Here is a 26,273-nt window from a genome sequence, read left to right as displayed (position 1 = left end):
GGGTTCAACGCTTGAGAAAGGCCTTGAGCCGCAAACCCGTGGCCCACAACACACCAAAATAAAGCAAGGCAGAGCCCGCCAAAACCGCCACCATACAGCCGATGCGCAGCCAAGCCTCTTGGCGCATGGCCACCCAAGGCAAATGGTTCGCAGCGAACAACAGCAAGGCCGTCAACAAGGCGGTTGCCAGCAGCACCTGCAAGCCAAAACGCCACCAACCCGGCTGCGGCTTGTAACTGCCCCGGCGCAGCAGGCCCACCAGCAGCCACAAGGCATTGACCAAAGCACCCAAGCCAATAGACAGCGCCAGCCCGGCGTGGGCCAGATAAGGCACCAAAATGACGTTGAAAACCTGCGTGAGCACCAGCACCACCACCGCGATGCGCACCGGTGTGCGGATGTCCTGGCTGGCGTAGTAACCCGGGGCCAGCACCTTGATGGCCACCAGGCCCAGCAAGCCCACGCCATAGCCCGTCAGTGCCAAAGTGGTTTGCTGCACATCGCGGTCGGTGAAGGCCCCATAGTGGTAGAGCACCGACACCAGCGGCTGCGCAAACACCAGCAAAGCCGCCGCACAGGGCAAAGCCAGCAGCAACACCATGCGCAACCCCCAGTCCAGCATGGCGGCATACCGTTCCGTGTCGCCTGTGGCTTTGGCGGCCGCCAGCTGCGGCATCAGCACCACGCCCAGCGCCACACCCAAAATGGCTGTCGGGAACTCCATCAAACGGTCGGCATAGGTGAGCCAGCTGACGCTGCCCGGGGCCATGTAAGAGGCGATCTGGGTGTTGATGAGCAAGGAAATTTGGGCTACGCCCACGCCCAGCAAAGCCGGTCCCATCAGGCGCAGGATATTCAAGGTGGCGGGGTTGGTCCAGGCCTTTTTGACAGCGCGGGGCCGCACGCCCAGGCGGGGCAGCAAACCCAGCCGGGCCAAGGCCGGAATCTGCACCGCCAACTGCAGCGCCCCGCCCACCATCACCCCCACGGGCAAGGCATAGATGGCCTCCACGCCGTGCTTGGCGAACCAAGGCGACAAAAACCAAGTGGCGGCAATCACGCTCACATTCAGCAGCACCGGCGTGGCTGCGGGCACAGCAAAACGTTTCCAAGTGTTCAAAATGCCAGCCGACAGCGCCACCATGGACATGAAGGCGATGTAGGGGAACATCCAGCGCGTCATGTTCACCGCTGCGCCATAACCCCGGGCATCTTGCTGCAGGCCACTGGCCAGCGCCCACACCAACCAAGGCGAAGCCAACACCCCCACCAAGGACAAAACCAGCACCGACCAAGCCAAGGCTGTGGCCACGCTGTCGATCACCTCCTTGGTGGCCTCGTCGCCATGCTGGGCGCGGCTGGCGGCCAGCACCGGTACAAAGGCCTGGCTGAAGGCCCCTTCGGCAAACAAGCGCCTAAACAGGTTGGGAATGCGAAAAGCCACATTGAAGGCATCGGTCAAGGCGCTGGCCCCGAAGATAGAGGCGATAAGCAACTCGCGCACCAAACCCGAGACCCGGGAGGCCAGGGTAAAAATCGACACGACGGAGGCAGAACGGAGGAGGCTCACAGAGGGCGAGTGTAGCGGCCACTTCCTGACTGACCCGCAAGGCCATGGCTGCGGCGGGGATTGGCGCGCAGGCCCGGGCTGGCGCTCATTCAGCGGCGCCGGACACCCGCTGCAGGTCTGCTAGAATGCTCGGTTCGCTGGACATCATCCTCAGACACTGAAAGAACTTATATATGGCATCCGCTAAACCCAAAAAGAAAAACCCCCGTCTTGCATCCGGTCGTAAACGCGTCCGTCAAGACGTCAAAATCAACGCCGCGAACTCTTCGCTGCGCTCGAAATACCGCACTGCTGTGAAAAACGTCGAAAAAGCCGTTGCAGCCGGCGACAAGTCCAAAGCCACCGAGTTGTTTGCCAAAATGCAAACCGTGGTGGACATCATTGCCGACAAGGGCATCTTCCATAAAAACAAGGCCGCTCGTGACAAGAGCCGCCTGAGCGCCAAAGTCAAGACTTTGGCCCTTGCCGCAGCGCCTGCTGCAGCCTGATCCGCTCCACCAGATCAACAGCCCGGCGAGGCCTTGTCCTCGCTGCCGTTTGAAACGGGTGCGCTGTCCGCGAAAACTGAACCGCCCTGGTGCAAACCAACGGCGGTTTTTTCATGGGCGCTCGTCATCCGCCGGAGGCAGGGCATGGGCGGGTTCCTCACGACTCGCTTCGCTCGCAAAAATCGTCACCCACCCATGTCCTGCCCCGGCTGCACGAACTGGAAATAAAAAACCGCCCTTGGAGGCGGTTGGTTCATGGGTCTTATTTTTTGGGGGGTGGGTCGGGCATCAAAAAGGCTTCAGCCACTTGCAAGCCGTTGTCGCGCGCAAAGTTCATCACGAAATCCCAGGCCATGACGTTGTCCTCGCGCAGATCGTGGTTCACGATGACGCACTTGACGCCAGCCAGCGTGGTGGGAATGCACCAAGGCGAATAACTCAAGTGGCTGCCCGGAACAGCGCCGCCGGGACGGAACTGGCTCATGACGCCTGCCAGGCGTTCGGCCCAGTCGCTGGGCCTGAAAGGCTTGCCGTCCTGGGTGATGCCCTGGATGAAAACTTCTTTGGCGTTGTTGGAAACCATCGGATAGAGGTGTGGATCAATCGGCCCCGCAGCGCGGGATCGCCACCCACAGGTTTACCCAAGTATTCTATCTTATATAAGACTCTAAGCCATTCAAACCCCATTGGCGAAAGGCTGGAAAGAACAGGCCGTCCCCCGCCCTTTCTGGCTCTAAAATCTCACTCCAACGGCTCTGGATGTTGAGCCGCTTTTTATTTTCGGAGTTCACGCATGACCGCTCACATTGAAGCCGCCTCACCGCACACCATGAACACCTACGGCCGACTGCCGATCGCACTCAGCCATGGTCAAGGTTGCCGAGTCTGGGACGTCAATGGCAAGGAGTACCTCGACGCATTGGCCGGTATTGCCGTGAACACCCTGGGTCACAACCACCCCGATCTGGTACCTGCGCTGCAGGACCAGCTGGCCAAGATGATCCACAGCTGCAACTACTTCCATGTGCCCAACGCCGAAGTGCTGGCGGCCAAGTTGGTCGAGTTGTCGGGCATGACGAATGTGTTTTTCTGCTGCACGGGCCTGGAAGCCAACGAGGCGGCCATCAAACTGGCGCGCAAATACGGTCACGACAAGGGCATCGACAAACCCGAGATCGTGGTTTACGAAAAAGCCTTCCACGGCCGCAGCATCGCCACCCTGAGCGCCACGGCCAACGAGAAGCTGAAAAAAGGTTTCGGCCCCATGCTCGACGGCTTTTTGCGCGTGCCGGTCAACGACATTGAAGCCCTGAAAAAAGCCACCGCAGGCAACCCGAACGTGGTGGCGGTGTTCATGGAAACGATTCAGGGCGAAGGTGGCATCAACCCTATGCGGATCGAATACCTGCAGCAAGTGCGCGCCCTGTGCGACCAACAAGACTGGCTGATGATGATCGACGAGGTGCAGTGCGGCATGGGCCGCACCGGCAAGTGGTTTGCCCACCAGTGGGCAGGCATCTTGCCGGATGTGATGCCGCTGGCCAAGGGCCTGGGCTCGGGCGTGCCCATCGGCGCGGTGGTGGCGGGCCCTAAAGCCGCCCACATTTTCCAGCCCGGCAACCACGGCACCACGTTTGGCGGCAACCCGCTGGCCATGCGCGCCGGGGTTGAGACCATCCGCATCATGGAAAAAGATGGCCTGATGGCCAATGCTGCACGGGTAGGTGACCATTTGCGCGGCGCCCTTGAAAAAGCCCTGGCCGGGGTTCAAGGCGTCAAGGAAATCCGGGGCCAAGGCCTGATGCTGGGCATCGAGCTGGACCGTCCTTGTGGCGCCATTTGGACACGGGCCGCCGAAGCCGGCCTGCTGCTGAGCGTGACGGCCGACAGCGTGATCCGCTTGGTGCCGCCGCTGGTCATGACCGAGGCCGAAGCCGACGAAGTGGTCGCCATTTTGGTACCCCTGATCAAGACTTTTTTGGCAGATTCGCCATGAACACCTCCCCAGCGCCCGTGCGGCACTACCTGCAGTTCTCCGACCTGTCGGCTGAAGAGTACGCGCATGTGTTTGCACGTGCCGCCGAAATCAAGCGCAAGTTCAAGGCCTACGAAAAATACCACCCGCTGGTCGACCGCACACTGGCGATGATTTTTGAAAAAGCCAGCACCCGCACCCGCGTGAGCTTTGAAGCGGGCATGTACCAGCTCGGCGGCTCGGTGGTGCACCTGACTACCGGCGACAGCCAACTGGGCCGCTCTGAGCCCATCGAAGACAGCGCCCGCGTGATCAGCCGCATGACCGACATCGTCATGATCCGCACGTACGGACAAGACAAAATCGTGCGCTTTGCCTCGCACTCGCGTGTGCCGGTCATCAACGGCCTGACCAACGAATTCCATCCCTGCCAAATCCTGGCCGACATCTTCACCTTCATCGAACACCGGGGTGACATCAAAGGCAAGACAGTGGCTTGGGTAGGCGACGGCAACAACATGGCCAACACCTGGCTGCAAGCGGCCGAGTTGCTGGGCTTCACGGTGCACCTGAGCACCCCGAGCGGCTACGAGGTGGACCAAGCCGTGGCCGGTTTGCGCAGCGCCGACAGCTACAAAATCTTCAAAGACCCCGAAGACGCCTGCCGCGGTGCCGACCTGGTCACCACCGACGTGTGGACCAGCATGGGCTTTGAAGCCGAAAACGAAGCCCGGAAAAAAGCCTTTGCCGATTGGTGCGTGGACGAAGTCATGATGCAAGCGGCCCAGCCCGACGCCCTGTTCATGCACTGCCTGCCCGCGCATCGGGGTGAAGAAGTCAGCGCCGAAGTCATCGACGGCCCGCAATCGGTCGTGTGGGACGAAGCCGAGAACCGCCTGCATGTGCAAAAAGCCCTCATGGAGTTTTTGCTCTTAGGCCACGTGAAAGCCTGATCCTTCACCCCGGACTTGATCCGGTGTCCACCCCCCTCTTTTGACCCCATGTCTAACTGCACCACCTGCGGCGCTTGCTGCGTGAGCTTTCGGGTGGACTTTTCTGTGCACGAGTTCGAAGAAGGCGGTGGCGATGTGCCGGCAGGTCTGGCCTCGCCCATCAACAAACACACCTGCCGCATGCGCGGCACCGACCACAGCCCGCCGCGCTGCGCAGCGCTTTATGGCAAAACGGGCGAAAAAGCCATTTGCGGCATCTACGAATGGCGGCCCTCGCCCTGCCGAGAGTTTGAAGAAGGCAGCCCCGCCTGCGAACAAGCCCGCCGCCGCCATGGCCTGCCAGCGCTGAACGCCTGAATTTCACGGGTGTTGGAAATAACCGACACCACGGTTTTTGTGGGGTGCTACCTTCGCACACGATGAAAAAACTTTGGGACAAACTTTGGGATATTTCCCCGCCTGTGCAGGCCAGCAGCCCGGTGTTTCCGGGCGACACGCCTTACACTCAGCAATGGGCGGCCACGCTGTCGGACACCTGCCCCGTTAACGTGAGCGCCATCACGATGTCGCCCCATGCGGGCGCACACGCCGATGCGCCGCTGCACTACGAGCCGCAAGGTGCATCGGTAGGCATGCTCGACCTGGCTCCGTTTCTGGGCCACTGCCGCGTGATCCATGCGCTGGACGCTGGCCCGCTGATCACCCTTGCACACTTACAGCACGCGCTGGCCGATTTGCCCCCAAGGGTACTGGTGCGCACTTATCGCCAGTTTCCGCACGCGCAGTTCGACACCCAGCTCACCGGTTTTGACCCCGCCTGCGTGCTGCACCTGGCCGATCTGGGCGTGCTTCTGATCGGCACCGACAGCGCCAGCATTGACCCGGCCGACAGCAAGCAGTTGCCCAGCCACCAAGTCATCCGCCAGCGCGGTTTGCGCGTGCTGGAAAACCTGCTGCTCGACGAGGTGCCTGAAGGCGATTACGAGCTGATCGCCCTGCCCCTCAAACTCATGACCGCCGACGCCAGTCCAGTGCGTGCAGTCTTGCGCGAACTTTGAAAACCATTCAGGAACAAGCCTCCATGATGAACCTCACCCCCACCTTGCAAGACTGCGAACTGCTGGACGCGCAAGACCCGCTGCGATCGTTGCGTGATCAATTTGAACTGCCCCAAGGTGTGATCTACCTCGACGGCAACTCGCTGGGCGTGCTGCCCAAAACCGCCCCGGCTCGCGTGGCCCATGCTGTCACCCACGAATGGGGGCAAGACCTGATCAAGAGCTGGAATACCGCAGGCTGGTTCACCCTGCCCCAGCGCGTGGGCGACAAAATCGCCCGTGTCATCGGTGCCCAAGCAGGCGAAGTCATCGCCGCTGACAGCACCTCGATCAACCTGTTCAAGGTGCTGGCCGCCGCGCTGCACATCGCTGCCGCCGACCACCCGCACAAAACCAAAATTGTCAGCGAACGCAGCAACTTTCCCACGGATCTCTACATCGCCGAAGCCCTGTGCAAAGAGCGCGGCTACGCCCTGCAACTGGTCGAAGCCGACGAGATCCCCGCCGCCCTTCAAGCCGATGTGGCGGTGCTCATGCTCACCCATGTGAACTACCGCACCGGCGCCATGCACGACATGCAGGCCGTCACCGCACAGGCCCGCGCCCAAGGCATCCTGACGGTGTGGGATTTGGCGCACAGCACTGGCGCGGTGCCCGTTGACCTGAACGGCTCAGGGGCCGACTTTGCGGTGGGCTGCGGCTACAAATACTTGAACGGCGGCCCCGGCGCACCGGCTTTTGTGTGGGTACACCCCAAGCATACCGACCGCTTTTGGCAACCGCTGGCCGGTTGGTGGGGCCACGCTGCACCCTTTGCCTTCACCCCCGATTACCAGCCAGCGAAAGGCATCACCCGCTACCAGTGCGGCACCCAGCCCATCTTGAGCCTCACGGCCCTTGACTGCGGTCTGGACGCTTTTTTGAGTGCCGAAGCGCTGGGTGGCATGACCGCACTGCGCCAAAAATCACTGGCGCTCACGGGCCTGTTCATGCAGCTGGTGAGCACGCGCTTGCACGGCCACGGCTTTGGCATCGCCACACCGGCCGAAGAAGCCCTGCGCGGCTCACAAGTGAGCCTGACCCGAGCCGCTGGCGCTTACGCCATCGTACAGGCCCTGATCGCACGCGGTGTGATCGGCGACTTTCGTGCGGGCGACGGCGGCCAGCACCCGGACATCCTGCGCTTTGGCTTCACACCGCTGTACATCGGTTACGCCGATGTGTGGCACGCTGCAGATCACTTGGTCCAAGTCATGGAAAGCGGCGAATGGCAAGACGCTCGCTTTGCCCAAAAGAACGCCGTGACATGAAAGGCCTGCAATGAGTTCCTGCCCTTTATCCTCAGCATCCGCATCCGCATCCACCACAGCGAGCGCCAGCGCCAGCGCCGCAGAAGGCGATGCCACAGGTGAGCGCACTGTGCAAGAAGAAAAAGCCCAGCTCGACTTTGACGGCCGCATGAGTTATGGCGACTACCTGCAGCTCGACGCCGTCCTGAACGCGCAACAACCGCTCTCGCCTGACCACAACGAGATGCTGTTCATCGTGCAGCACCAAACCAGCGAGTTGTGGATGAAGCTGATGCTGCATGAGCTGAAGGCCGCCATGGCGGGCATCGCGCAAGACCAATTGCCTGATGCCTTTAAAAAGCTCGCCCGCGTCAGCCGCATCATGGAGCAGCTGGTTCATGCCTGGGACGTGCTGGCCACCATGACGCCCCCCGAGTACAGCGCCATTCGCCCCTACCTGGCGCAGTCGAGCGGCTTCCAAAGCTGGCAATACCGCTGCATCGAATTTGCGATGGGCAACAAAAACGCCGCCATGCTGCAGCCCCACGCGCACCGGCCCGACCTGTCGGCCGTCGTGCAAGCGGCTTACGAAGAGCCATCGCTGTACGACGAGTGCTTGCGCCTCTTGAGACGCCGTGGCCTTGGCGTACCCGACAGCCACACCGAGCGCGACTGGCGTCAGCCCTACCCGGCCAGCGTTGCGGTCGAAGACGCCTGGCTGGTGGTCTACCGCAACCCACAGCAGCACTGGGACTTGTACCAACTGGGGGAAGAACTCACCGATCTGGAAGACGCTTTTCGCTTGTGGCGCTTTCGGCATGTGACCACGGTGGAACGCGTGATCGGCTTCAAACGCGGCACCGGAGGCACCGGCGGCGTGAGCTACCTGCGCAAGATGCTGGACACCGTGCTGTTCCCCGAAATTTGGACACTGCGCACGCAGCTGTGACTGTGAAGGTACTGTGGGTTAGATCGCGCTCGCAGAGCGCTCCTACAAAGACAGCGCCTGGTGGGAGCGGTCTCTGACTGCGCATGAGCTGAGGTTGATCGCGCTCGCAGAGCGCATTCACAAAGACAAAGCCCTTGCGCACTGCGCACACCTGTCCAGGGCCGTTAACATCACGCCTCGTCAACACTCCTAAAGATCACCGTGCAACTGAACATCAACGGCCAAACCCGCACCTCGACCGCCGACCCGAGCATGCCTTTGCTGTGGGTGCTGCGCGACGAGATGAACCTGACGGGCACCAAATTCGGCTGCGGCGTCGCCGCTTGCGGGGCCTGCACGGTGCATGTGGGCGGCCAGCCTGTGCGCTCGTGTGTGGTGCCCGTGTCGGCTGTAGCCAACCAAGCGATCCAAACCATCGAGTCCTTGGGCACGGCAGAAAAGCCTCACCCGCTGCAAGCAGCTTGGATTGCCGAGCAGGTGCCCCAATGCGGCTACTGCCAAAGCGGCATGCTGATGGCCGCAGCTGCCCTGCTGGACAAAAATCCCAAGCCCACCGACGCTGAGATTGACGCCGCCATGACCAACCTGTGCCGCTGCGGCACTTACCAGCGCGTGCGCGCCGCCATCCACCGCGCTGCGGCCAGCATGAAGAAAGGCGGTGCCGCATGAAACGCCGCACCTGGTTACTCAGCGCCCTGGGCGCGACCGGCGCCTTGGTCGTCGGCTGGGGCGTGATGCCCGCCCGCTCGCGTTTGGGCGCACCCGAACTCATGCTCCAAACCCCAGGCGATGTGGCCCTGAACGGCTGGATCAAGATCGCCGCCGACGGTGCGGTGGTCTTGGCCATGCCCCGCAGCGAAATGGGCCAAGGCGTGCACACGGCGCTCGCCATGCTGGTGGCCGAAGAGCTGGACGTGCCGCTGGGCCGTGTGCGGCTGGAGCAAGCGGGCGGCGACAGCATTTACGGCAACGTGGCCATGCTGGTGGCCAGCCTGCCCTTTCACCCGCTGGACAGCGAGGGAGAAAACAAGCCCACCCAAATCAAAATGGGCGAATGGCTGGTGGGCAAAGTCGCCCGCGAGCTGGGCCTGAACGCCACCGGCGGCTCGTCGTCGATCGCCGACCTCTGGGACCCATTGCGCATGGCCGCTGCCACCGCACGCGCTAGCTTGCTGCAGGCTGCTGCTGCGGCTTGGAAAGTGCCTGTCAGCGAAATCACCGTGACCGCTGGCGTGATGAAGCACGCCTCGGGCCAGTCAGCGCACTACGGCCAGATGGTGGCCGCTGCTTCGGGCAGCACGCCCTCGGGCATTCAAGTCAAATCGCGAGAAAACTGGCAGCTCATCGGTCAAGCCGCCCCCCGCACCGACATCCCCTCCAAAGTCACAGGCCAAGCCACCTTCGGCTTGGACGTGCGGCTGCCCGGCATGCTGTTTGCCGCTGTTCAGATGTGCCCCATGCTGGGCGGTAGCGCTGCGTCCATGGACACGAAAGACGCCTTGGCCCTGAAGGGCGTGTCCAAAGTTGTGCCCCTCAATGCTTGGGGCGGCGGTACAGCGGGCTTGGCGGTGGTGGGACAAACCACCTGGCACGCCCGCCAAGGCGTGCAGGCCGTCAAAGTGCAGTGGCAGGCCCCTGCCACAGGCGCGGTGGACACCCAGCGCATCCAGGCCGACTTGCTCAAGGCTTTGAACGAAGAGAGCGGCTTCACCTTCCACGAACAAGGCGTGCCCACCCAGGCCGAAAAAGCCGCCACCAGCCGCATCGATGCGCTGTACCAAGCGCCCTATCTGGCCCACGCCACCATGGAGCCGATGAACTGCACGGCGCAATTCAAAGACGGCAAAGTGGAGATTTGGGTGCCCACGCAAGTGCCGCAAATGGCCCGCGACATGGCGGCCAAAGTGGCCAAGGTCGATAAAGACAACGTCACTGTCCACGTCACCCAACTGGGCGGTGGTTTCGGACGACGATTAGACGTCGACTTTGTCGGCCAAGCCGTGCAAGTGGCCATGGCCTGCGAAGGCCAACCGGTGCAGCTGAGCTGGTCGCGCGAAGAAGACATGAAGCACGACTTTTACCGGCCCATGCACCTGGCCAAGTTCCAGGCTTCACTGGACGAGAAAGGCGAAGTCACCAGCTTGCGCATCAAGTCGGCCGGTGACGCCATCACCCCGCGCTGGATGGCGCGTGCAGCGCCCCACCTGTCCGGCCCCATTGACATGCCCGACAAAACCGCGTCCGAAGGTTTGTTCGATTTGCCCTACGGTTTTGCCAGCCAGCACATGAGCCATGTGGCCACGAAGTCCGGTGTGCCGGTGGGCTTTTGGCGCTCGGTTGGCCATTCGCACAACGCCTTCTTCTCGGAAAGCTTCATCGACGAACTGGCTGTGGCCACGAAGCAAGACCCACTGGCCTTCCGCCTGAAACTGTTGAAAGATGCGCCGCGCTATGCCGCCGTGCTGCAGCTGGCGGCTGACAAAGCGGCTTGGGGCACGCCTTTGCCCGCAGGCCATGCGCGGGGCATCGCGCTGCACAAATCCTTTGGCTCCATCGTGGCCCAAGTGGCCGAAGTGTCCCTGGCCAACGGCCAGATCCGCGTGCACCGCGTGGTGTGTGCGATCGACTGCGGCACCGTGGTCAACCCCGGCACCGTGGCCCAGCAAATGGAAAGCAGCGTGGTCTATGCCCTGAGCGCCGCGCTGTTCGGCAAGATCGACATCGTGGGCGGCGTGGTGCAACAAAGCAACTTTGCTGACGCCCCCATGCTCACGCTTGGCCAGACCCCGGTGGTGGAAACCCACATCGTGCCCAGCACCCGCCACCCGGCTGGTGTGGGCGAACCGGCTGTGCCGCCATTGGCCCCGGCCGTGGGCAATGCGTTGTTTGCCCTCACGGGCAAACGGCGAAGGGCTTTGCCGATAACCGCCTGAGCTCAGCCCCCGCGCAAAGTCTTGAGGATTTTTTGGCCACCACGGCCATTGACCTCCATGCCCAAGCGCTTTTGTTCGGCGCGGATCGCCTCGCGCGATTTGTCGCCCAGCATGCCGTCGATGGGGCCCATGTCGTGGCCGCGCAGCGTCAGCAGGCCCTGCAACTCGCGCCGCTCGGCGCGTGACAAGCCGGCGTCATCGGTCGGCCAAGGTGTGGCGAATGGGCCACCGCCGCGCAGCCGGTCGCTCAGGTGGGCAATCGCCAAGCCATAGCTTTCGGCGGCGTTGTAGCTGTACAGCGCGTCAAAATTGCGCGTCACCAAAAACGCCGGACCGTTGGCACCGGCCAAGGTCAACAAGCCCACGTTGCCCAAACTTTCTGGCAAGGCAGCGCCATCGATGCGGCGCACGCCACGGGCAGCCCACTCAGCCACCGGGCGTTTGCTGCGGCGGCCTTCTCCGGCCAAAGACAGGCCCGCAGGCAACTTGACCTCGATGCCCCAGGGCAAGCCGCGCTGCCAGCCTGCTCGGGCCAAAAAGTTGGCCGTTGACCCCAGCGCATCCACGCTGCTGTCCATCAGGTCGGCGCGGCCGTCGCCATCAAAGTCCACCGCCAAGCGTTCAAAGGTGCTGGGCATGAACTGGGTATGGCCAAAGGCCCCCGCCCACGAACCCACGAAACGTTCGGGGGCGATGTGCCCAGCCTGCAAAATGCGCAGCGCCGCAAAAAATTCGCCCCTGAAATAGCTTTGCCGACGCCCGTGGCACGACAGCGTGCCCAGCGCCTGCACCAGCGGGTATTTGCCAAAGGTCTGGCCAAAATTGCTCTCCACACCCCACACCGCCACCACCGTGGCTGGGTCCACGCCAAAGCGGTCTTCGGCTCTTTCAAGCGCCGGACGGTGCTGGGCCAAACGCGCCGCGCCATCGGCCACGCGTTCTTCGTCCACCAGCGCCGACATGTAGTCCCAAATGGCGGTGCGAAATTCGGGCTGAAAGTTCAGCTTCTCGATCACGCTGAAATCGGCTTGCAAGCCCGCAGTGTGGCGTGCCCAGGTGTCATCGCTGACGCGGCCGGTGCGCGCTGCCGGGCGCAGCTCGGCCATGCAGGCCGACAAATCGGTGCTCTGCGCCCAGGCTGTGGGGGCGAGCCATGCGCTGGCCAGCACCGCACTCACGGCGGCAGCCCGCACCAGGGCCATGGTGCAGGGGTTGGATGGACGTGGTGTCATGAAAAAAGTCCCTGAAAGTTTGAGGCGTCTGAATGCGCGCCAGCGAATGTACAGCGTCAAACAAGCATTCGGCCAAAAGCCAGACCTTTACGCTACAAGAGTGTGGGTTTCGGGCCGACAAAGCATTTTCCGCCTGAAACTGCTCGCGGTGATAGGGCAAATAATTGGCATGCCCCGCCGCGACCCAACGCAACTTGAGTCCGTTTGGCACACCCGGCAAATGTCTATTGGCCAAGGAAACTGAACTGCCGATCAAAATCTCGCCCGCATAACTGAATGAAATCAAGAACTTATCGAACAACGCATCCAAATTGGCGCTGAGCAAGAAACCGTTGAACACATCCAAGCGCTCGGCGTCAGTAGCGCAGTCAGCCCATGGCTTAGCATGGCTGACACGCAATGCTGGCACCAGCGCAAGACCCGTTTTCGATGAGGGCGCGTTTAAGAGGTGTCATGTTTCCGGAAAAAACCTCCGTGCATTTTGATCCGCAAGGCCCATATCCACCTTCATTTTAAAAAATTCCAAATTAAATCAACAACTTAGGAAATTAGAATGATCCGCAAATGATCCGTAAATGATCCGTAAATGATCCGAATCGGGTGGCATGCAAGTCACTCCGGCTCAACATAGGCAGTCGTTTTTCCTTGTCCTCGCATGACAATTTTCCCAGCAGCCAGCATTCTTTGTAACAGCCGCTTAACCTGCCCTTCCGTCAGCCGACACAACTCCATCACTTCAGCCCGCTTGATCTGCCCATGCTGTCGGACATAGCTCAACAGCATCTGCTCATGCTGAATGGGTCCAAAGCCCACCTGGCGGGTGTAAGCCGCCTTATCGCTCACCACGGTGTAGACCGCTGCCGACAAGGTGTAACTGCGGCCACGGGTGTTACCGTGCGCCTCAACCAAACCGGCTTCGGTCAGCGCCTCCAGCGTGCGCTTGGCGCTGGCCGCGTCACGCTGAATGTGTTTGGCCAGCGCATCGGCCGGCAGGCGCTTGAACTCACGCAAAGCGGCCAAAGCGATCAATGAATCAATGGGCAGCTCGGCATTGCGGTTCCGTTCGGCGTCCACCACCATGCGGCGAAAGGCCACATCGGCGGGCACCGTGGGCAAACTCAGCACCACGTTGTGCGAATCGGTTCGGCCGTAATTTGGCGCTGGGCGACCAAACTTCAGCATGCCCCGGTAAATGGTGTCCACGCCGCGCCCAGAACGCTCCACAATGCCAATGCGCTTCATCGCATCGGCCAGTGCGCGATTGCGCGGGCGCGGCTCTGTCACCAATAGGTTGGCCAGCGTCACGCCATCCACCAGGCCGCCGGGGTTGCTGATCACCAAGGCCTCATCCTCCAGCCGCACATGCACCGCGCCCATGCGGTGGTAGTCGCGGTGAATCAATGCATTGGCCAGGGCCTCGCGAAAAGCGGCCATGTCGACCAGCGGCACCGGCACGCGGAACAAACCCACCTGCAACTCTTGCTCGGGGTTGTAGGGGCGGAAGTTGGTCTCCAGCCAATCCAGCGCCTTGAGCAAAGGAAAGCGCCGAAACTCATTGAAACGTACCGCCTGCTGCGCCAAAACCTGAAAAGCCAGTTCGTGTGTGGCCACGCGCTGCTGCAGCACCGACTCGCGGCCAATCAACAACAAACCCGTCAATGTAGGCACCCGTGTGCCATCACTCAGGCGAAGTGTGAAGCCCAGTGCACCATCCATGGCCTCGTCGTCCAGCTCCAGCAACACACGGTCACCGCCGTATTGCTGCACCGCTTGGCGCAGGCGCTCGCGCTCCAATGGGTCAAAGTCGGCCAGGGTGCAACCCGCCACCGGTTGAGACGACACATCCACCAAGCCAAAACTGCTGGCGCGGCTGATGCGCTCGTGCGGCAGCATGGGTACACACTCGGGCGTGCCGTCGTGCTTGATACGGCGGCGCACATACACACCCGCCTGCGTGGCCACCTCGCCCTGCCCTTTGGAAACGGTGATTTTTGCAACAGGCACACCGTTCACTTGCAGCGCCTCTACCGCCACTTGCAAGGCGGGCGACGTACGCGCTGCGACCATACCCGCCAAACCCGTCAGCGCCATGTGGTCGACATGCAGCCCCGTGGCTTGCCCATCGTCCTCCACCCCCAGCCACAGCTCGCCGCCCTCGGTGTTGGCCAGGCACACCAAGGCCTCGACCAGCTCGGCATCCGACAGGCGCTTGCGGTCGCTTTTGAATTCGACGGTGAGGGATTCTGAATTTGGAATCAAGTGATGCCTCTGGGAATTGACGCAAGCCGGGGAGATTCAGCAGACACTGCCTGCTGAATGTTAGACCAACATTAGCCTTTCAATCCGCTGGTTCATGGCAGGAGTGATCGATGCTCCGGCCTTTTTTGCGCCTCGCCATTCACTTGGTTGCCTCCGCATACAACCAAGGCACATCCATCACACGCTCGCCCATGAAGCGCATGGACAGATTACGCCCCAGCGCCACAGCGCCCTGGGCATGAAAAATGCGCCCGTTGCGGATGGCACGTGCTTGCACGCGGGCGTTGCGCGCCCAGCGCTGCTCGGCATAGGCCCGCAGTTGTTCGGGCACCGATGCGCCACCTGCACTCAGACTCTGCGCCAGCACCTGCGCATCTTCGATGGCCATGCCCGCGCCCTGCGCCAAATACGGTCGCATGGGGTGCGCGGCGTCACCCAGCAAAGCCACTCGGCCTTGGGCCATCTCGCGGGCACCAGACATAGGCGCACGGTCGTGCAGCCCCCACTGCCGCCAGGCCGGCACCGATGCCAAGCGCTCGTGCAAATCACGGCCCACCGCGCCCATGGCCTGCATGAGCGCCTGGGTGTGCCCAGCGTTGTCCCAAGCCTCGCCCTGCGCGGGTTTGTCGCCATGCACGATGGCCACCAGGTTGAGCCACTGCCCGCCGCGCACCGGGTAATGAACCACATGCAGTCGCGGCCCCATCCAAACGGTGACTTCATCTGAGCGCAAATGTGCGGGCAAATCGGCCTGCGCCACCAGCGCCCGATACGCCAAATGTCCGGTAAAGCGCGCCGGGGCATCGCCCAGCAGTTGCTGACGCACGGCGCTCCACACGCCATCGGCGCCGATCAGGGCATTGGCTTGTACGTTGGCGCCATCAGCGGTGTTCACCTCCAAACCGTCAGCGGTCTCGCGCCAGCCATGCACCGCGTGGCCCAAACGCACTTGCACGCCTTCGGCCAATGCGGCACCGTGCAACAGACTTTGCAAATCGGCCCGGTGGATGGTGGCGTAAGGCGCGCCGTACAAGGCCTGCGCCCGCTCCCCCAAACGCAAACTGCCCAGCACCTGCCCGGTTTGGGCATCACGCGCTTGCAACTGCTTGGGGAAAGCCGCCACCTGCGCCAGCGCCTCGCCCAAGCCCCAGGCCTGCAAAATGCGCGTCACGTTCGGACCGATCTGGATGCCCGCGCCCACCTCGCTCAGCTGCGCGGTACGCTCGAGCAACTGCACCGGCAAGCCGTGCCTGGCGCACGCCGCTGCAGCGGCCAGGCCGCCAATGCCGCCGCCTGCGACCACCACCTGTTTGTGCTCTTGGCTTGTCATGCTGGCATTGTGCGGCAAGCCCAAGTTCCAAATCTCAAGCACTTGATCGAAGGCGCGTGCTTCAAGCGCCCATCAACACCGGCAAGCCCTGCACCGAAGAAAAATCCCGGTCATGCGTGACCAGGGCTGAAGCGCCAATCTGCAGCGCTGAGGCCAGCTGCACTGCATCGGGAAGTTTCAGGCGGTATTGCCCCCGCAACTGTGCTGCCAGACTGGCCACCGCCGCCGACAAAGGCACCACCTGGTAAGCACCCAAAGCCGTCTCGTAGCGTTTAGCCAAGGCCGTCTGGCCCGCCTTGAAAGGCCCGGTCAGCACTTCGGCCAAGGTCACGGTGCTCAAGGCCAGTTGGATCTGGCCACGCTCTGCGGCTTCAAACAGACCCAGGAAACGGGGCGCGAATTCGGCATGGTCTTCGAGCAGGTAAATCCAGGGCGCGGTGTCCACCAGCACCGTGGCCCCTTCGCTCAGGCCACCCCAAAGCGCCGCCGCAGCACGGGCACGGGTCGCCACCCCTCAGGCCCACTCGTCGCGCAGCTGGACAACAGACGCAGCCGCACCCTGCGGCCAAAGGCCACGGCCCGAACCACGCAAGGCCAGGACACCCGCTTGCTTCAGCGAGCGAGCCTGTTGGTCGCGCCACTGTTCCACCGGCACCACCACCGCCACCGGCTTGCCGTGGCGCGTGATCACAGTGCTGTAGCCCGCCACCGCCTCCGAGGCGATGAGCGGCAGCTGTGCACGGGCTTGTTCGAGTCCATATTGCGGGGCGTCTGACATGGCCAACTCCTTGATTTATGTACAGACTGTACAGGAATTTCAAGGGGCTTGTCAATGGGCCCTGCTGCCTACAGCGACGGTCAAAGGAAAAGAGACAGGTCGGTTTCAGCGCCCATTCACGGGATAAGAAGGGTCGTTGTAACCCGGCGACGATGGATGGCCTGAGACCACCAAGCTGTTGACCAAGGCTTCGTCTTCGGCGGTGATCTCTACATCCAGTGCGCCCGCATAGTCTTGCCACTGCGCCAGCGTGCGCGGGCCTGCAATGACCGCACTCACATTTCGGTTGGCCAGCACCCAAGCGGTGGCAAAGTGCGCCAGCGACACGCCCTTGCGTTCGCAATGCAGCCGCAAAGTTTGTGCAATCTGCAGCGACTCTTCACGGAACTCGGTTTCCAGAATGCGCTTGTCACCCCGGGCAGCACGGCTGCCCTCTGCGGGCGTCTGGCCGGGCGCATATTTGCCCGTGAGCACCCCGCGTGCAATCGGGCTGTAGGGCACCACGCCCAGGCCGTAATGGCCGCAGGCTTCCAGAATTTCCATCTCGGGCAAGCGGTTGAGGAGGTTGTAATAAGGCTGGCACACCACCGGGCCAGGCATGTTCATCTGGCGCGCCATGTTGACCATCTCGGCGATGCGCCAGCCCCGGAAATTGGAGACGCCCCAATAACGGATCTTGCCGTCGCGCAGCAAGGCTTCGATGCCCCGCAAGGGCTCTTCCAGGTTCATGCCGTTGTAGTCGCGGTGCAGGTAATAAATGTCCAGATGGTCGGTGTCCAAACGGCGCAAACTGTCCTCGCAAGCCCGCAACATCCAGCTGCGCGAATAGCCCTGATGGTTGGGGCGGTTCGACATCGGGTTGCCGACCTTGCTGGCCAACACCCAATGCTGGCGATGCCCCTTGAGGATTTGGCCCACCATCTCTTCGGATTTGCCCAGGGTGTACACATCGGCGGTGTCGATGAAGTTGCAGCCCTTTTCTTGCGCATCGGCCACCATCGCTCGCGCATCTTCCAAAGGTGTCTGGTCACCAAACATCATGGTGCCCAAACACAGGCGGGAAACTTTCAGGGGGCTTTTGCCCAGCGTGGTGGTTTTCATATTGGTATCTCCAAAAAACAACGAATGCGCGGCATCCACGAGCTTGCAAGGCTTGTCGATGGGCAAATATTAGCCGGGTGCAGGCCTTTCCCCGGTCCAAAACGGACACAAAAAGCCCAGGCTGTCCGGCCCGGGCTTAGGAGCCGTGCACGATGGCGAGGGATCAGGCTACCGGCACAAATTGGTAGCCATTGCCCGATGGCTCGATCGTGCCGAATGCGGGGAACGGGAAGTGAAAGCCACCGGCCATCATTTTTTCCTTGACCAGCATCTCGAAAATGCGGCGGCGGCTTTGCCGGGCCATCTCGGGGTTCATGTCAAACAGCACGGCCCAATCGGGGTTGCGTGCAAACAAGGACGGCACGTTGGTGATGTCGGCCACGTAGGCGAACGACTGGCCTTCAGAACGCGCCGTGAACAAGGTATGGCCCGGTGTGTGGCCAAACGCTGCCACCGACTGAAGGCCCGGGGCCAGTGTGCTGCCCGGCTCAAACTTGACCAACTGGTCTGACGTCAACCCCGTCAAGGCGCGCTTGACGGCCCCAAAAGCGCCTTGCATCTGCGCGGGCGCTGCCGCGATGCGGGCCTCATCGGTCCAGAACGCGTGCTCAGGGGCGGGTACATGCACGCGTGCATTCGGGTAAACCAAATTGCCATTTTTAAAACGCAGACCATTGATGTGGTCACCATGAAAATGGCTCAACACCACGTTGTTGATGTCCTCAGGCTTGTAACCTGCAGCGGCCAGATTGCCCAGCAGTTTGCCGGTGGTCGGTGGGCCGTTGTCAGCAAAGCCGGTGTCAAACAAGTAGCGCTGGTTGCCATTGACCAGGAGGAACGGGGTGAAAGGAATATCGATGTAATCGGTGGGCAGATTTTGTGTGGCCAACAGCGCCTTGATTTGGTCGAGCGGCACAGCGGGCACAAACTCCTGACCCAAAGGACGACGCAATGCGCCGTCGTTCAGGGCAATGACTTCCATGGCACCCAGTTTCATGCGCTTGAAACCCACAGCAGGCAAGTCCGGGAGACCCAATTGAGGGGTGTTTTGCGACCAGACAGAAGAAAAAGTCAGCGCGCTGACGCCGGCCATGCCAGCACCTAGAAAATGACGACGGTTCAGCATAGGTTCTCCAAAAAAGTGCCCATACCTTAAGCTGTGTGCTGGCCATGCTCCGGGTCCGCGCCATTGACCATGGTCGCTGCAAGGATATGCCTCGACGGCTCCAACATGCGCCGATGGGCCCGCCCTGTTGCAGAACGAAAACCACGGCCTTGTCGACGCCCATCGGCTCTAGGGATAGCTCGCCTTGATGGACGCCATGAGATCTGCGGCAAAGCGGTTGGCCGCTGTCGAGCTCGCGCCAATCCAGCCATAGCGTTGAGAAGCCGTCGGACCGGAACCATAGGTGCGCATGCCGCGATCGATCGCGCCCGCCAGCAAACCGTGCGCCGCGTCATCGTAGAACCAGAATTCAACCGGCTGGCCTTGCGCCTTGAGTTGCTCTGCCCACTGGTAAGGCGAAAGCCCCTGCGACGCTGGATTGACCCGCAGACTGCAGCGCTGGGCTGTGCCCACAGCTGCGCCTTCGGCGGGCTGATTGACCACACACGGGTCGGTGCGCAGGTGCATCCAGTCGTCTTCGGTCCTGCCGCCATAGTTGTCCATTTTGCCGAACACCATTTTCAGTGGGACCCGAATTTGATCAGGCATGCCGATGCCTGCCGACGGCGCCCCCTCGGCGAACACGCCCCGGACATGCGCGGGGTCGACCACCGCGGCCATGTTCAGGGCCACACTGCCCCCATTGGACAGTCCGTGGATGAAAAGGCGCGTGGTGTCAACGCGGTCATTTTGACGAATCCAGTGGTAGGCCCCAAGGGTGGATTTGAAGATCATGCGCTGGCGCGATTCATTGGTGGTTCCGGTCAGAAACAGTGCGGTGCCACGGTATTTAAAACCGTTCATCTCGTAGGCATCAAACAACAAAGTGGCCACCCCACGGGCATTCATACGGCGAACCATTTCCTGCTCGGCTGATCCGGGGCCATTGCCGCCGTGCGCGATGATCATCAGGGGAGGCTTGTCCGCCAGCTTGTCCGCAAAAAACCCCGGCATCGACAATTGGACGGATCGATGGCAAGGATCGAACTCAGCCAATGGCCCCTGGACCCGATGAAATCCAGGCCGAATTTCAAGCAACTGAGCCACGCCCGCTTGTGCTGGCCGACAATCGGATTGAGCATGCGCCGTGGTCACGAAGACCATGGCTGCAAGGACTCTGTACGCTTTGAAGCGGTGTAAGGCAACAGCCATTAAAAAGCCTCCAGAAAGTTCTTGGTGACCGCCACCCACAAAAGGGAAGCGAATTTATCAACGCATACAGCTTGGCCGAGCCGGCGCAAACGCAAATCAGCCACACTAAAACGACGCATCAAACGATAAACGGATTCTCAAACGGACAGGTAAATCCAGAGCATGAGTGGCCGATTCCAACACGACGCTTTTTGATTCACCCACACAAACGGCCCCTGAGAGCCGTTTGTATTCATCGCAAAGCTGCTCAGGCCGCAACGCCATTCGCCTTCTCCATGACATCTTCAAATTGAAATGGCTCACCGAAATTGCTTTTGGGGACTTGCGTTTCAAAATGAAGTGATAGGATTAATTTAGGGTCCAGACCAACAGCGCAGCTGTTGTTTTGACGTATTTAAAAGAACCAGGGATGGCATGACCTGCTTGGTGCATGAATGAAAGAGCATGAATGAAAGAATTTGACCTCGTGGTGCATGGTGCCACCGGATTTACCGGTCGCTTGGTGATCGAATACTTACTCCAGCAATCTTCGGGCCTGCGCTGGGCCATGGGCGGGCGCAGTGCCAGCAAACTGGCTGCCGTGCGTGACGAAGTGGGTGCCCCTGCAGACACGCCTTGGGTGGTGATCGACAGCGAAGACCCGGCCAGCCTGCAGGCTTTGATGGCCCGCACCCGGTTGGTCTTGACCACGGTGGGGCCTTATCAGTTGTACGGCAGCGGCTTGGTCAAAGCCTGCGCCGAGGCCGGTGTGGACTACGTCGACCTGTGTGGTGAACCGGCCTGGATGCGCCAGATGATCGACGCGCACCATGCCGCAGCGCAAGCCAGCGGGGCGCGAATTGTGTTCTCGTGTGGTTTTGATTCCATTCCCTTTGATTTGGGGGTGTTGATGCTGCAAGGCGAGATGCAAAAGCGTTTTGGCACGCCTGCTGCGCGTGTGCGGGGCCGTGTTCGCAAGATGAAGGGGACTTTTTCGGGTGGCACGGCGGCCAGCTTCAAGGCCACCATGGCGGCCGCTGCCAGCCAACCCGGCGTGCTGGACTTGCTGAAAAATCCATTCTCTTTGACACCTGGATTTACCGGCCCCAAGCAGCCGACCGCGCACAAACCGATGGTCGATGAGGTGCTGGAGGTGTGGGTGGCCCCCTTTGTGATGGCGACCATCAACACCCGAAATGTTCACCGCTCCAACTTTTTGCTCCAGCAAGCCTGGGGGGCAGACTTTGTCTACGACGAAATGGTCATCACTGGCCCGGGCGACAAAGGCCAGGCTGTGGCTGAGGCGATTGCTGCGGATAAAAGCATGAGCGGTGCGGATGTCCTGCAACCGGGCGAAGGCCCCTCGCGTGCGGAGCGCGATGCCGGCTCTTACGATGTTTTGTTCATCGGGCACAACCCTGCGGGTCAGACCTGCCGCGTGAGCGTGCAAGGCGACCGCGACCCCGGCTACGGCAGCACCTCCAAAATGATCAGCGAAGCGGCCATCTGCCTGCTCCAAGACGCCCCGCAAACACCCGGCGGCATCTGGACGCCGGCCTCCAGCATGGGTCAACAACTGATCGATCGATTGCAGGCCCATGCAGGCTTGACGTTTTGCGTGGAATAAGGAGCTCCCATGTCCAAAGTTTGTCTGGTCATTGGTGCAGGCGATGCCACGGGGGGTGCGGTGGCCAGGCGTTTCGCACGCGAGGGTTACACCGTCTGCGCCACCCGCCGAACATTGGATAAATTAACGCCCTTGTTGGCGCAGATCCGACAAGACGGGGGTGAGGCCCATGGCTTCGGGTCCGATGCGCGCAATGAAGACGATGTGATCGGATTGGTTGAGCACATCGAAGCCCATATCGGTCCGATCCAGGTGATGGTGTTCAACATCGGCGCCAACTCGCCCAACAGCATCTTGACCGAGACCGCGCGGCGCTACACCAAAATGTGGGAGATGGCCTGTTTGGCGGGCTTTCTCACCGGTCGTGAAGTGGCCAAGCGCATGGTGAGTCGAGAAAACGTGGCGGTGAGCGGCCAGGCCCACAAAGGCACGATCATCTTCACGGGCGCGTCCGCATCGCTGCGAGGCAGCGCGCACTTTGCCGGCTTTTCAGGTGGCAAGATGGCTTTGCGCTCCCTGGCGCAAAGCATGGCCCGCGAACTCGGACCAATGGGCATTCATGTGGCGCACACCATCATCGACGGCGCGATCGACACCGAGTTCATCCGCACGCAATTTCCGCAGCGCTACGCACTCAAGGACGAAGGCGGCATTTTGAACCCCGACCACATTGCTGCAGCCTACTGGATGCTCCACCAGCAACCGCGCGACGCCTGGACGCATGAACTCGATTTGCGCCCCTACATGGAAAAGTTTTGACAACGCAGGAGACACCCATGAAAACCTTTGACTTTTACTTTGACTTTGGCAGTTTGGCCGCCTACTTGGCCCACACCCAGTTGCCCAAAATGTGCGCCGAAACCGGGGCCTCGGCCAACTTGCTGCCCATGCTGCTGGGTGGGGTGTTTCAGGCCACGGGCAATGTATCGCCCATGACCGTGCCCGCCAAGGGGCGTTATGTCTTTGTGGACTTCAAGCGCTATGCCGATGGGTATGGCGTGCCCTTGAACATGAATCCCAACTTCCCGATCATCACGACCACGCTGATGCGGATGGTGACCGCTTTGCAAATGCACAAGGACCCGCGCATGCAAACTTTGATGGATACGGTGTTCCAAGCGATTTGGGTGGACTCACGCAATTTGAACGACCCGGTCACCGTGGGGCAGGTGTTGACCGACGCCGGTTTTGACGCAGCGACTTTGCTGGCCATGGCGAATGAACAGGCCACCAAAGACCAACTCAAGGCCGTGACGATGAAGGCCGTGGAGCGCGGCGTGTTTGGAGCCCCCACCTTTTTTGTCGGCGAAGACATGTTCTGGGGCCAAGACCGCATGGAGCAAGTCAAGGCCGCACTGAAGGCCTGAGTCGTTTGATCAAGGATCAACAGAATGCGCCGAATGCCGGCGCTGTAGGTGAAGAGCGCGATCACGCGCATCTGGCCACCGCAGGTCGTGCACAGCTGCCGGAAGACTTCGCAGATGCGGGCGATCAGCCCCGCCCACAGGATATGCCCCGGGCGTTTGGGCTGAGTGGGCTCGAGCTTCGGTGCCAGCCACCGCCAGGGTTCATGAGGCCTTCAGGCCCTTCATGCTTGCCAAGCCATGTGGCACACAACTGGCGCAGGCCGACACCGGTTCGACGCGGCGCGTCAACTGGTCTAATTCGCTCAAAAAGTCTGCATTTGTTTTTTCGGGCCAGTGAGAAAGCCAAAGTGAAATACAGTCGGCTACGATAGGTGCGGCGTAATTGGTGCCGACACCACCATCAGATGCGGAGGGGCGATCTTGGCCATCGATGCGATGCTCGTAACTGGCCGATTCGGTGCGCCAGAGTGCGGGCGTCGGCATCAACATCGGCGATCATGTTCTTCATGAGAACCACGCTGGACTCCACGTATGCCTAGACCGGCTCCTTGTTGAGCTTGATCGTGCAACCGGCGACCGAGCGCTCGGCAGCGCTGGGCATTGCGCAGCCCTAGGACTGTGCCCACGGCGATAGTCGCTTTGTGAACATCAAAGCCCAGGTCGATCTCAGTGAACTTTCTCTTGACCTGCCCACTCTGTAGTGGGGCTGCGTTGATAAAGCTGGCTCAGCCCTCAACATAATCCACCTTTTTTGAGGTGGGCAGGTCATCCATCCTGTCTACAGAAGACAAGCTTCGCGTATTTGATGCAGCCAACCTGCTTGCAAAAGTTTGCTTAAATCCTGCACTGCACTGCTAATTGCTACCAAGCCATTTTTTTCATGTGCGTCCAGCGAGCTGGTCCGCTTTGACACAGCGGTGTCACGTTGAGCCTTTAAATTTTTTACAAACTTTTACAAGGTTCTCCATGTCCAAAACTTCTGCTGACACGCGCTCTTCCCTCCTCAATGCTGCGACCACCCCCCCCGAAGGCGCGCGCTTGATGCAGGCCATTCAAGCCCACGCCACGAAATGGGGCTTGCAGCCACGCAAGGCCAAACGCCCAGGCGAGCAGTCAGACTCAGAAGAAAAATGGGCGCAGGACAGCGACGCTGGCCAAGTGGGCGCTGAGGAGCTGGACGCTGCTGCCGATGAGGTGCTCGCTGCCCAGGCCGGCATGCAAGCCCTGGACGGCCTCCCGCTTGCTGGAGAGCCTGTGCAATTGGCCTCGCTCTCGGGTGGCCAGTGGGTAGCGCAAGCGGGCAGCACCTCAGCGGCCAGTGGCTCTGTGGCCTCCGGTGCAGCGGCTCTAGCGCCTGCGGCTGGCGATGTCGCTTCGGCACCAGCATCCTCGCCTTACCTGCCCTTGGCCCTGGTGCTGGGTGGCGTGGGCCTTGTCGCCGCCTCGGGCCGCTCCAACGCTCAAGCGCTGACCACCAAAGGCAAGCTCATTGATGGCTACATTGCCGGCGCCACTGTGTTTGTGGACTTGAATAAAAACGGCCAGCTTGACACAGGCGAAGCCTCCACTGTGTCAGATGCACAGGGCAACTTCACCTTGCCACAGGGCCTCAATGGCCCGATCGTGGCCATTGGTGGCCGCGACATTTCAACCGGACTCGACTTCACTGGCGTGCTCAAAGCGCCCGCAGGCTCCACCACCGTGACGCCGCTGACCACACTGGTCAACGAGTTGATGACAAGCAGCGGCCTGAGCGCCACAGCCGCCCAAGACCGGGTGCTCGATGCCGTGGGCTTGTCGGCCCTCAAAGGCCAGGTTGACCTCACCAAGCTGGACCCCGTGGCCGGTGCCGCCGCCGGGACGGCTGGCGCACTCGATCTGCAAAAAGCCGGCGTGATGGTGGCCACCATGGTCAGCAGCTTGACCGTCAAGGTGCAGCAAACGGCTGGCGCAGGCGTTGACAAGCACGACGAAATCGCCAGCGGCATCTTTGCCCAAGTGGCCAGCACCTTGACCGGTGCCACCACCGGCCAGCTGTCGGCCAGCCAAATTGCCAGCACCGCCAACACCGTGGTCAACACCCTGGCTGCGCAAGCCACACCCTCGGTAGGCGGTGTGTCTTTCAACGGTGCCACCATGAAAGCGGCCAGCGTCTCGGCGCTGGAAAACCTGAGTGCATTGGCCAGCAAAGTTACGAGCGCCACCACGGTAGATGCCTTGGCCAGCAACCAAATAACAGCGCTGACCAACACCACCTACACCCTGCAACTGCTGCACTTTGCCGACGCCGAGGCGGGCCTTTTGGCTTCGAGCACCGCGCCCAAGCTGGCAGCCCTGGTCGACAAGTTCGAAGACGCTTATGTCCACAGCATCACGCTGGCCGGTGGCGACAACTTCATCCCCGGACCCTTCATGGCGGCGGGCACAGATCCGAGCTTGCTCAGCGTGTTGGGTGTGCCCGGCAACCGAGGCAACATCGAGATTGGCGCTCTGGACATCGCCATTCACAACAAGATTGGCGTGAGCGCCAGTGGTTTGGGCAATCACGAGTTTGACCTGGGCTCGAATGCATTGGCTGCCGCTTTCCGCCCTGGTACAGGCAGCCCCGGTGCAGACTTTGTTTACCTGTCAGCCAACCTTGATTTTGCTGCCGACAGCGCATTGAACCCTCACTTTGTCAACACCTTGGCCACGGCCGGTTTGGAAGAAGCTTCAAGCCTCAAGGGCAAGATTGCGCCTTCGGCCATCATCACCGAAGGCGGTGCCAAGATTGGCCTGGTGGGTGCGACCACCCAACTGCTCGAGTCGATTTCCTCCCCATCGGGCACCAAGGTCAAGGACAACGACAGCGTGCGCAGCGACGACATGGACCTGCTGGCCCAGCAGCTGCAGCCAGTCATTGACGATTTGATTGCTCAAGGCGTCAACAAGATCATCTTGATGTCTCATCTGCAGGTGCTGGCCAACGAGCGTCTGCTGGCCACCAAGCTGCAGGGCGTGGACATCATCTTGGCCGCCGGCTCCAACACCCGCTTGGGCGACGCCAACGACAAGTCTGAGGCTTTTGC

Annotated in this window: 24 protein-coding genes and 1 pseudogene; 13 read left to right on the top strand and 12 right to left on the bottom strand. The window is 61.2% G+C overall.

What is annotated here, in order from left to right; genetic code table 11:
- Positions 1-4 precede the first annotated feature (4 nt).
- Positions 5-1,570, bottom strand: coding sequence for a murein biosynthesis integral membrane protein MurJ (gene murJ, locus Q0O99_RS10610; RefSeq protein WP_293751188.1), 1,566 nt, complete (start codon positions 1,568-1,570; stop codon positions 5-7).
- A 173-nt stretch (positions 1,571-1,743) separates the two neighbouring features.
- Between murJ and rpsT the strand changes: the two genes are divergently transcribed.
- Positions 1,744-2,058 (top strand): 30S ribosomal protein S20, encoded by a 315-nt coding sequence (gene rpsT / locus Q0O99_RS10605; RefSeq protein WP_293751186.1) that lies wholly within the window; start codon positions 1,744-1,746, stop codon positions 2,056-2,058.
- A gap of 262 nt (positions 2,059-2,320) precedes the next feature.
- On the opposite strand, the gene Q0O99_RS10600 is transcribed toward rpsT, so the two are convergent.
- Positions 2,321-2,641, bottom strand: a complete 321-nt coding sequence (locus Q0O99_RS10600; protein ID WP_293751184.1) for a DUF3579 domain-containing protein — start codon at positions 2,639-2,641, stop codon at positions 2,321-2,323.
- Between the two features lie 210 nt (positions 2,642-2,851).
- Between Q0O99_RS10600 and Q0O99_RS10595 the strand changes: the two genes are divergently transcribed.
- The 8 genes from Q0O99_RS10595 to Q0O99_RS10560 all read left to right on the top strand — a co-directional run bounded on the left by Q0O99_RS10595 (position 2,852) and on the right by Q0O99_RS10560 (position 11,215).
- Entirely contained in the window at positions 2,852-4,054 is a 1,203-nt protein-coding gene (locus tag Q0O99_RS10595; protein ID WP_293751182.1) for an aspartate aminotransferase family protein, read from the top strand.
- The gene (argF, locus tag Q0O99_RS10590; protein WP_293751180.1) at positions 4,051-4,986 is read left to right on the top strand and encodes an ornithine carbamoyltransferase; all 936 of its coding nucleotides are present in this window, start codon (positions 4,051-4,053) and stop codon (positions 4,984-4,986) included. The genes Q0O99_RS10595 and argF overlap by 4 nt, the downstream gene beginning before the upstream one ends.
- A 48-nt stretch (positions 4,987-5,034) precedes the next feature.
- A complete protein-coding gene (locus Q0O99_RS10585) occupies positions 5,035-5,343 on the top strand; it encodes a YkgJ family cysteine cluster protein (protein ID WP_293751178.1) in 309 nt (102 codons plus the stop codon).
- Between the two features lie 62 nt (positions 5,344-5,405).
- Positions 5,406-6,044, top strand: a complete 639-nt coding sequence (gene kynB / locus Q0O99_RS10580) for an arylformamidase (RefSeq protein ID WP_293751176.1) — start codon at positions 5,406-5,408, stop codon at positions 6,042-6,044.
- 23 nt (positions 6,045-6,067) lie between these two features.
- Positions 6,068-7,354 (top strand): kynureninase, encoded by a 1,287-nt coding sequence (gene kynU / locus Q0O99_RS10575; protein ID WP_293751174.1) that lies wholly within the window; start codon positions 6,068-6,070, stop codon positions 7,352-7,354.
- 10 nt (positions 7,355-7,364) lie between these two features.
- Positions 7,365-8,282 (top strand): tryptophan 2,3-dioxygenase, encoded by a 918-nt coding sequence (kynA, locus tag Q0O99_RS10570; protein ID WP_293751172.1) that lies wholly within the window; start codon positions 7,365-7,367, stop codon positions 8,280-8,282.
- A gap of 201 nt (positions 8,283-8,483) precedes the next feature.
- Positions 8,484-8,951 carry a (2Fe-2S)-binding protein gene (locus Q0O99_RS10565; protein ID WP_293751170.1) on the top strand — a complete coding sequence of 156 codons (468 nt, stop codon included), beginning with the start codon at positions 8,484-8,486 and terminating at the stop codon, positions 8,949-8,951.
- A complete protein-coding gene (locus tag Q0O99_RS10560) occupies positions 8,948-11,215 on the top strand; it encodes a xanthine dehydrogenase family protein molybdopterin-binding subunit (RefSeq protein ID WP_293751168.1) in 2,268 nt (755 codons plus the stop codon). The genes Q0O99_RS10565 and Q0O99_RS10560 overlap by 4 nt, the downstream gene beginning before the upstream one ends.
- A gap of 2 nt (positions 11,216-11,217) precedes the next feature.
- Here the strand turns inward: Q0O99_RS10560 and Q0O99_RS10555 are convergent, their stop codons facing one another.
- The 9 genes from Q0O99_RS10555 to Q0O99_RS10515 form a co-directional block, all read right to left on the bottom strand.
- Positions 11,218-12,384 (bottom strand): lytic murein transglycosylase, encoded by a 1,167-nt coding sequence (locus Q0O99_RS10555; RefSeq protein ID WP_293751283.1) that lies wholly within the window; start codon positions 12,382-12,384, stop codon positions 11,218-11,220.
- Positions 12,275-12,856 carry an HNH endonuclease signature motif containing protein gene (locus Q0O99_RS10550; protein WP_293751166.1) on the bottom strand — a complete coding sequence of 194 codons (582 nt, stop codon included), beginning with the start codon at positions 12,854-12,856 and terminating at the stop codon, positions 12,275-12,277. Before Q0O99_RS10550 ends, Q0O99_RS10555 begins: the two co-directional genes overlap by 110 nt.
- 203 nt (positions 12,857-13,059) lie before the next feature.
- A complete protein-coding gene (locus Q0O99_RS10545) occupies positions 13,060-14,706 on the bottom strand; it encodes a crosslink repair DNA glycosylase YcaQ family protein (protein ID WP_293751164.1) in 1,647 nt (548 codons plus the stop codon).
- 139 nt (positions 14,707-14,845) lie between these two features.
- A complete protein-coding gene (locus Q0O99_RS10540; RefSeq protein ID WP_293751163.1) occupies positions 14,846-16,036 on the bottom strand; it encodes an FAD-dependent monooxygenase in 1,191 nt (396 codons plus the stop codon).
- A 61-nt stretch (positions 16,037-16,097) separates the two neighbouring features.
- Entirely contained in the window at positions 16,098-16,547 is a 450-nt protein-coding gene (locus Q0O99_RS10535) for a PIN domain-containing protein (protein ID WP_293751161.1), read from the bottom strand.
- Between the two features lie 3 nt (positions 16,548-16,550).
- A complete protein-coding gene (locus tag Q0O99_RS10530; RefSeq protein WP_293751159.1) occupies positions 16,551-16,814 on the bottom strand; it encodes a type II toxin-antitoxin system Phd/YefM family antitoxin in 264 nt (87 codons plus the stop codon).
- Between the two features lie 105 nt (positions 16,815-16,919).
- Positions 16,920-17,915 (bottom strand): aldo/keto reductase, encoded by a 996-nt coding sequence (locus Q0O99_RS10525; protein WP_293751157.1) that lies wholly within the window; start codon positions 17,913-17,915, stop codon positions 16,920-16,922.
- 163 nt (positions 17,916-18,078) lie between these two features.
- A complete protein-coding gene (locus Q0O99_RS10520; protein ID WP_293751155.1) occupies positions 18,079-19,041 on the bottom strand; it encodes an MBL fold metallo-hydrolase in 963 nt (320 codons plus the stop codon).
- A 168-nt stretch (positions 19,042-19,209) separates the two neighbouring features.
- Complete coding sequence (locus Q0O99_RS10515; protein ID WP_293751153.1) at positions 19,210-19,989, bottom strand: dienelactone hydrolase family protein; 780 nt, start codon at positions 19,987-19,989, stop codon at positions 19,210-19,212.
- Positions 19,990-20,680: 691 nt separating this feature from the next.
- On the opposite strand from Q0O99_RS10515, the gene Q0O99_RS10510 reads away from it, so the two are divergent.
- From Q0O99_RS10510 to Q0O99_RS10500, 3 genes are read left to right on the top strand one after another with little or no spacing between them, the layout of a single operon-like run.
- On the top strand, positions 20,681-21,838 hold the full coding sequence (locus Q0O99_RS10510) for a saccharopine dehydrogenase NADP-binding domain-containing protein (RefSeq protein WP_293751151.1): 1,158 nt from the start codon (positions 20,681-20,683) through the stop codon (positions 21,836-21,838).
- A 9-nt stretch (positions 21,839-21,847) separates the two neighbouring features.
- Positions 21,848-22,597 carry an SDR family oxidoreductase gene (locus Q0O99_RS10505; protein ID WP_293751149.1) on the top strand — a complete coding sequence of 250 codons (750 nt, stop codon included), beginning with the start codon at positions 21,848-21,850 and terminating at the stop codon, positions 22,595-22,597.
- A gap of 17 nt (positions 22,598-22,614) precedes the next feature.
- Entirely contained in the window at positions 22,615-23,205 is a 591-nt protein-coding gene (locus Q0O99_RS10500; RefSeq protein ID WP_293751147.1) for a 2-hydroxychromene-2-carboxylate isomerase, read from the top strand.
- 201 nt (positions 23,206-23,406) lie between these two features.
- Here Q0O99_RS10500 and Q0O99_RS10495 read toward each other — a convergent pair whose 3' ends face one another.
- Positions 23,407-23,694, bottom strand: coding sequence for a hypothetical protein (locus Q0O99_RS10495; protein ID WP_293751299.1), 288 nt, complete (start codon positions 23,692-23,694; stop codon positions 23,407-23,409).
- Positions 23,695-24,171: 477 nt separating this feature from the next.
- Here Q0O99_RS10495 and Q0O99_RS10490 point away from each other — a divergent pair.
- A pseudogene (locus Q0O99_RS10490) lies at positions 24,172-26,273 on the top strand (hypothetical protein); the annotation flags it as partial.

The organism is Limnohabitans sp. Rim8, assembly GCF_945901735.1.
GTDB lineage: Bacteria > Pseudomonadota > Gammaproteobacteria > Burkholderiales > Burkholderiaceae_C > Limnohabitans_A.
This window is presented reverse-complemented; position numbering and strand designations above follow the sequence as displayed.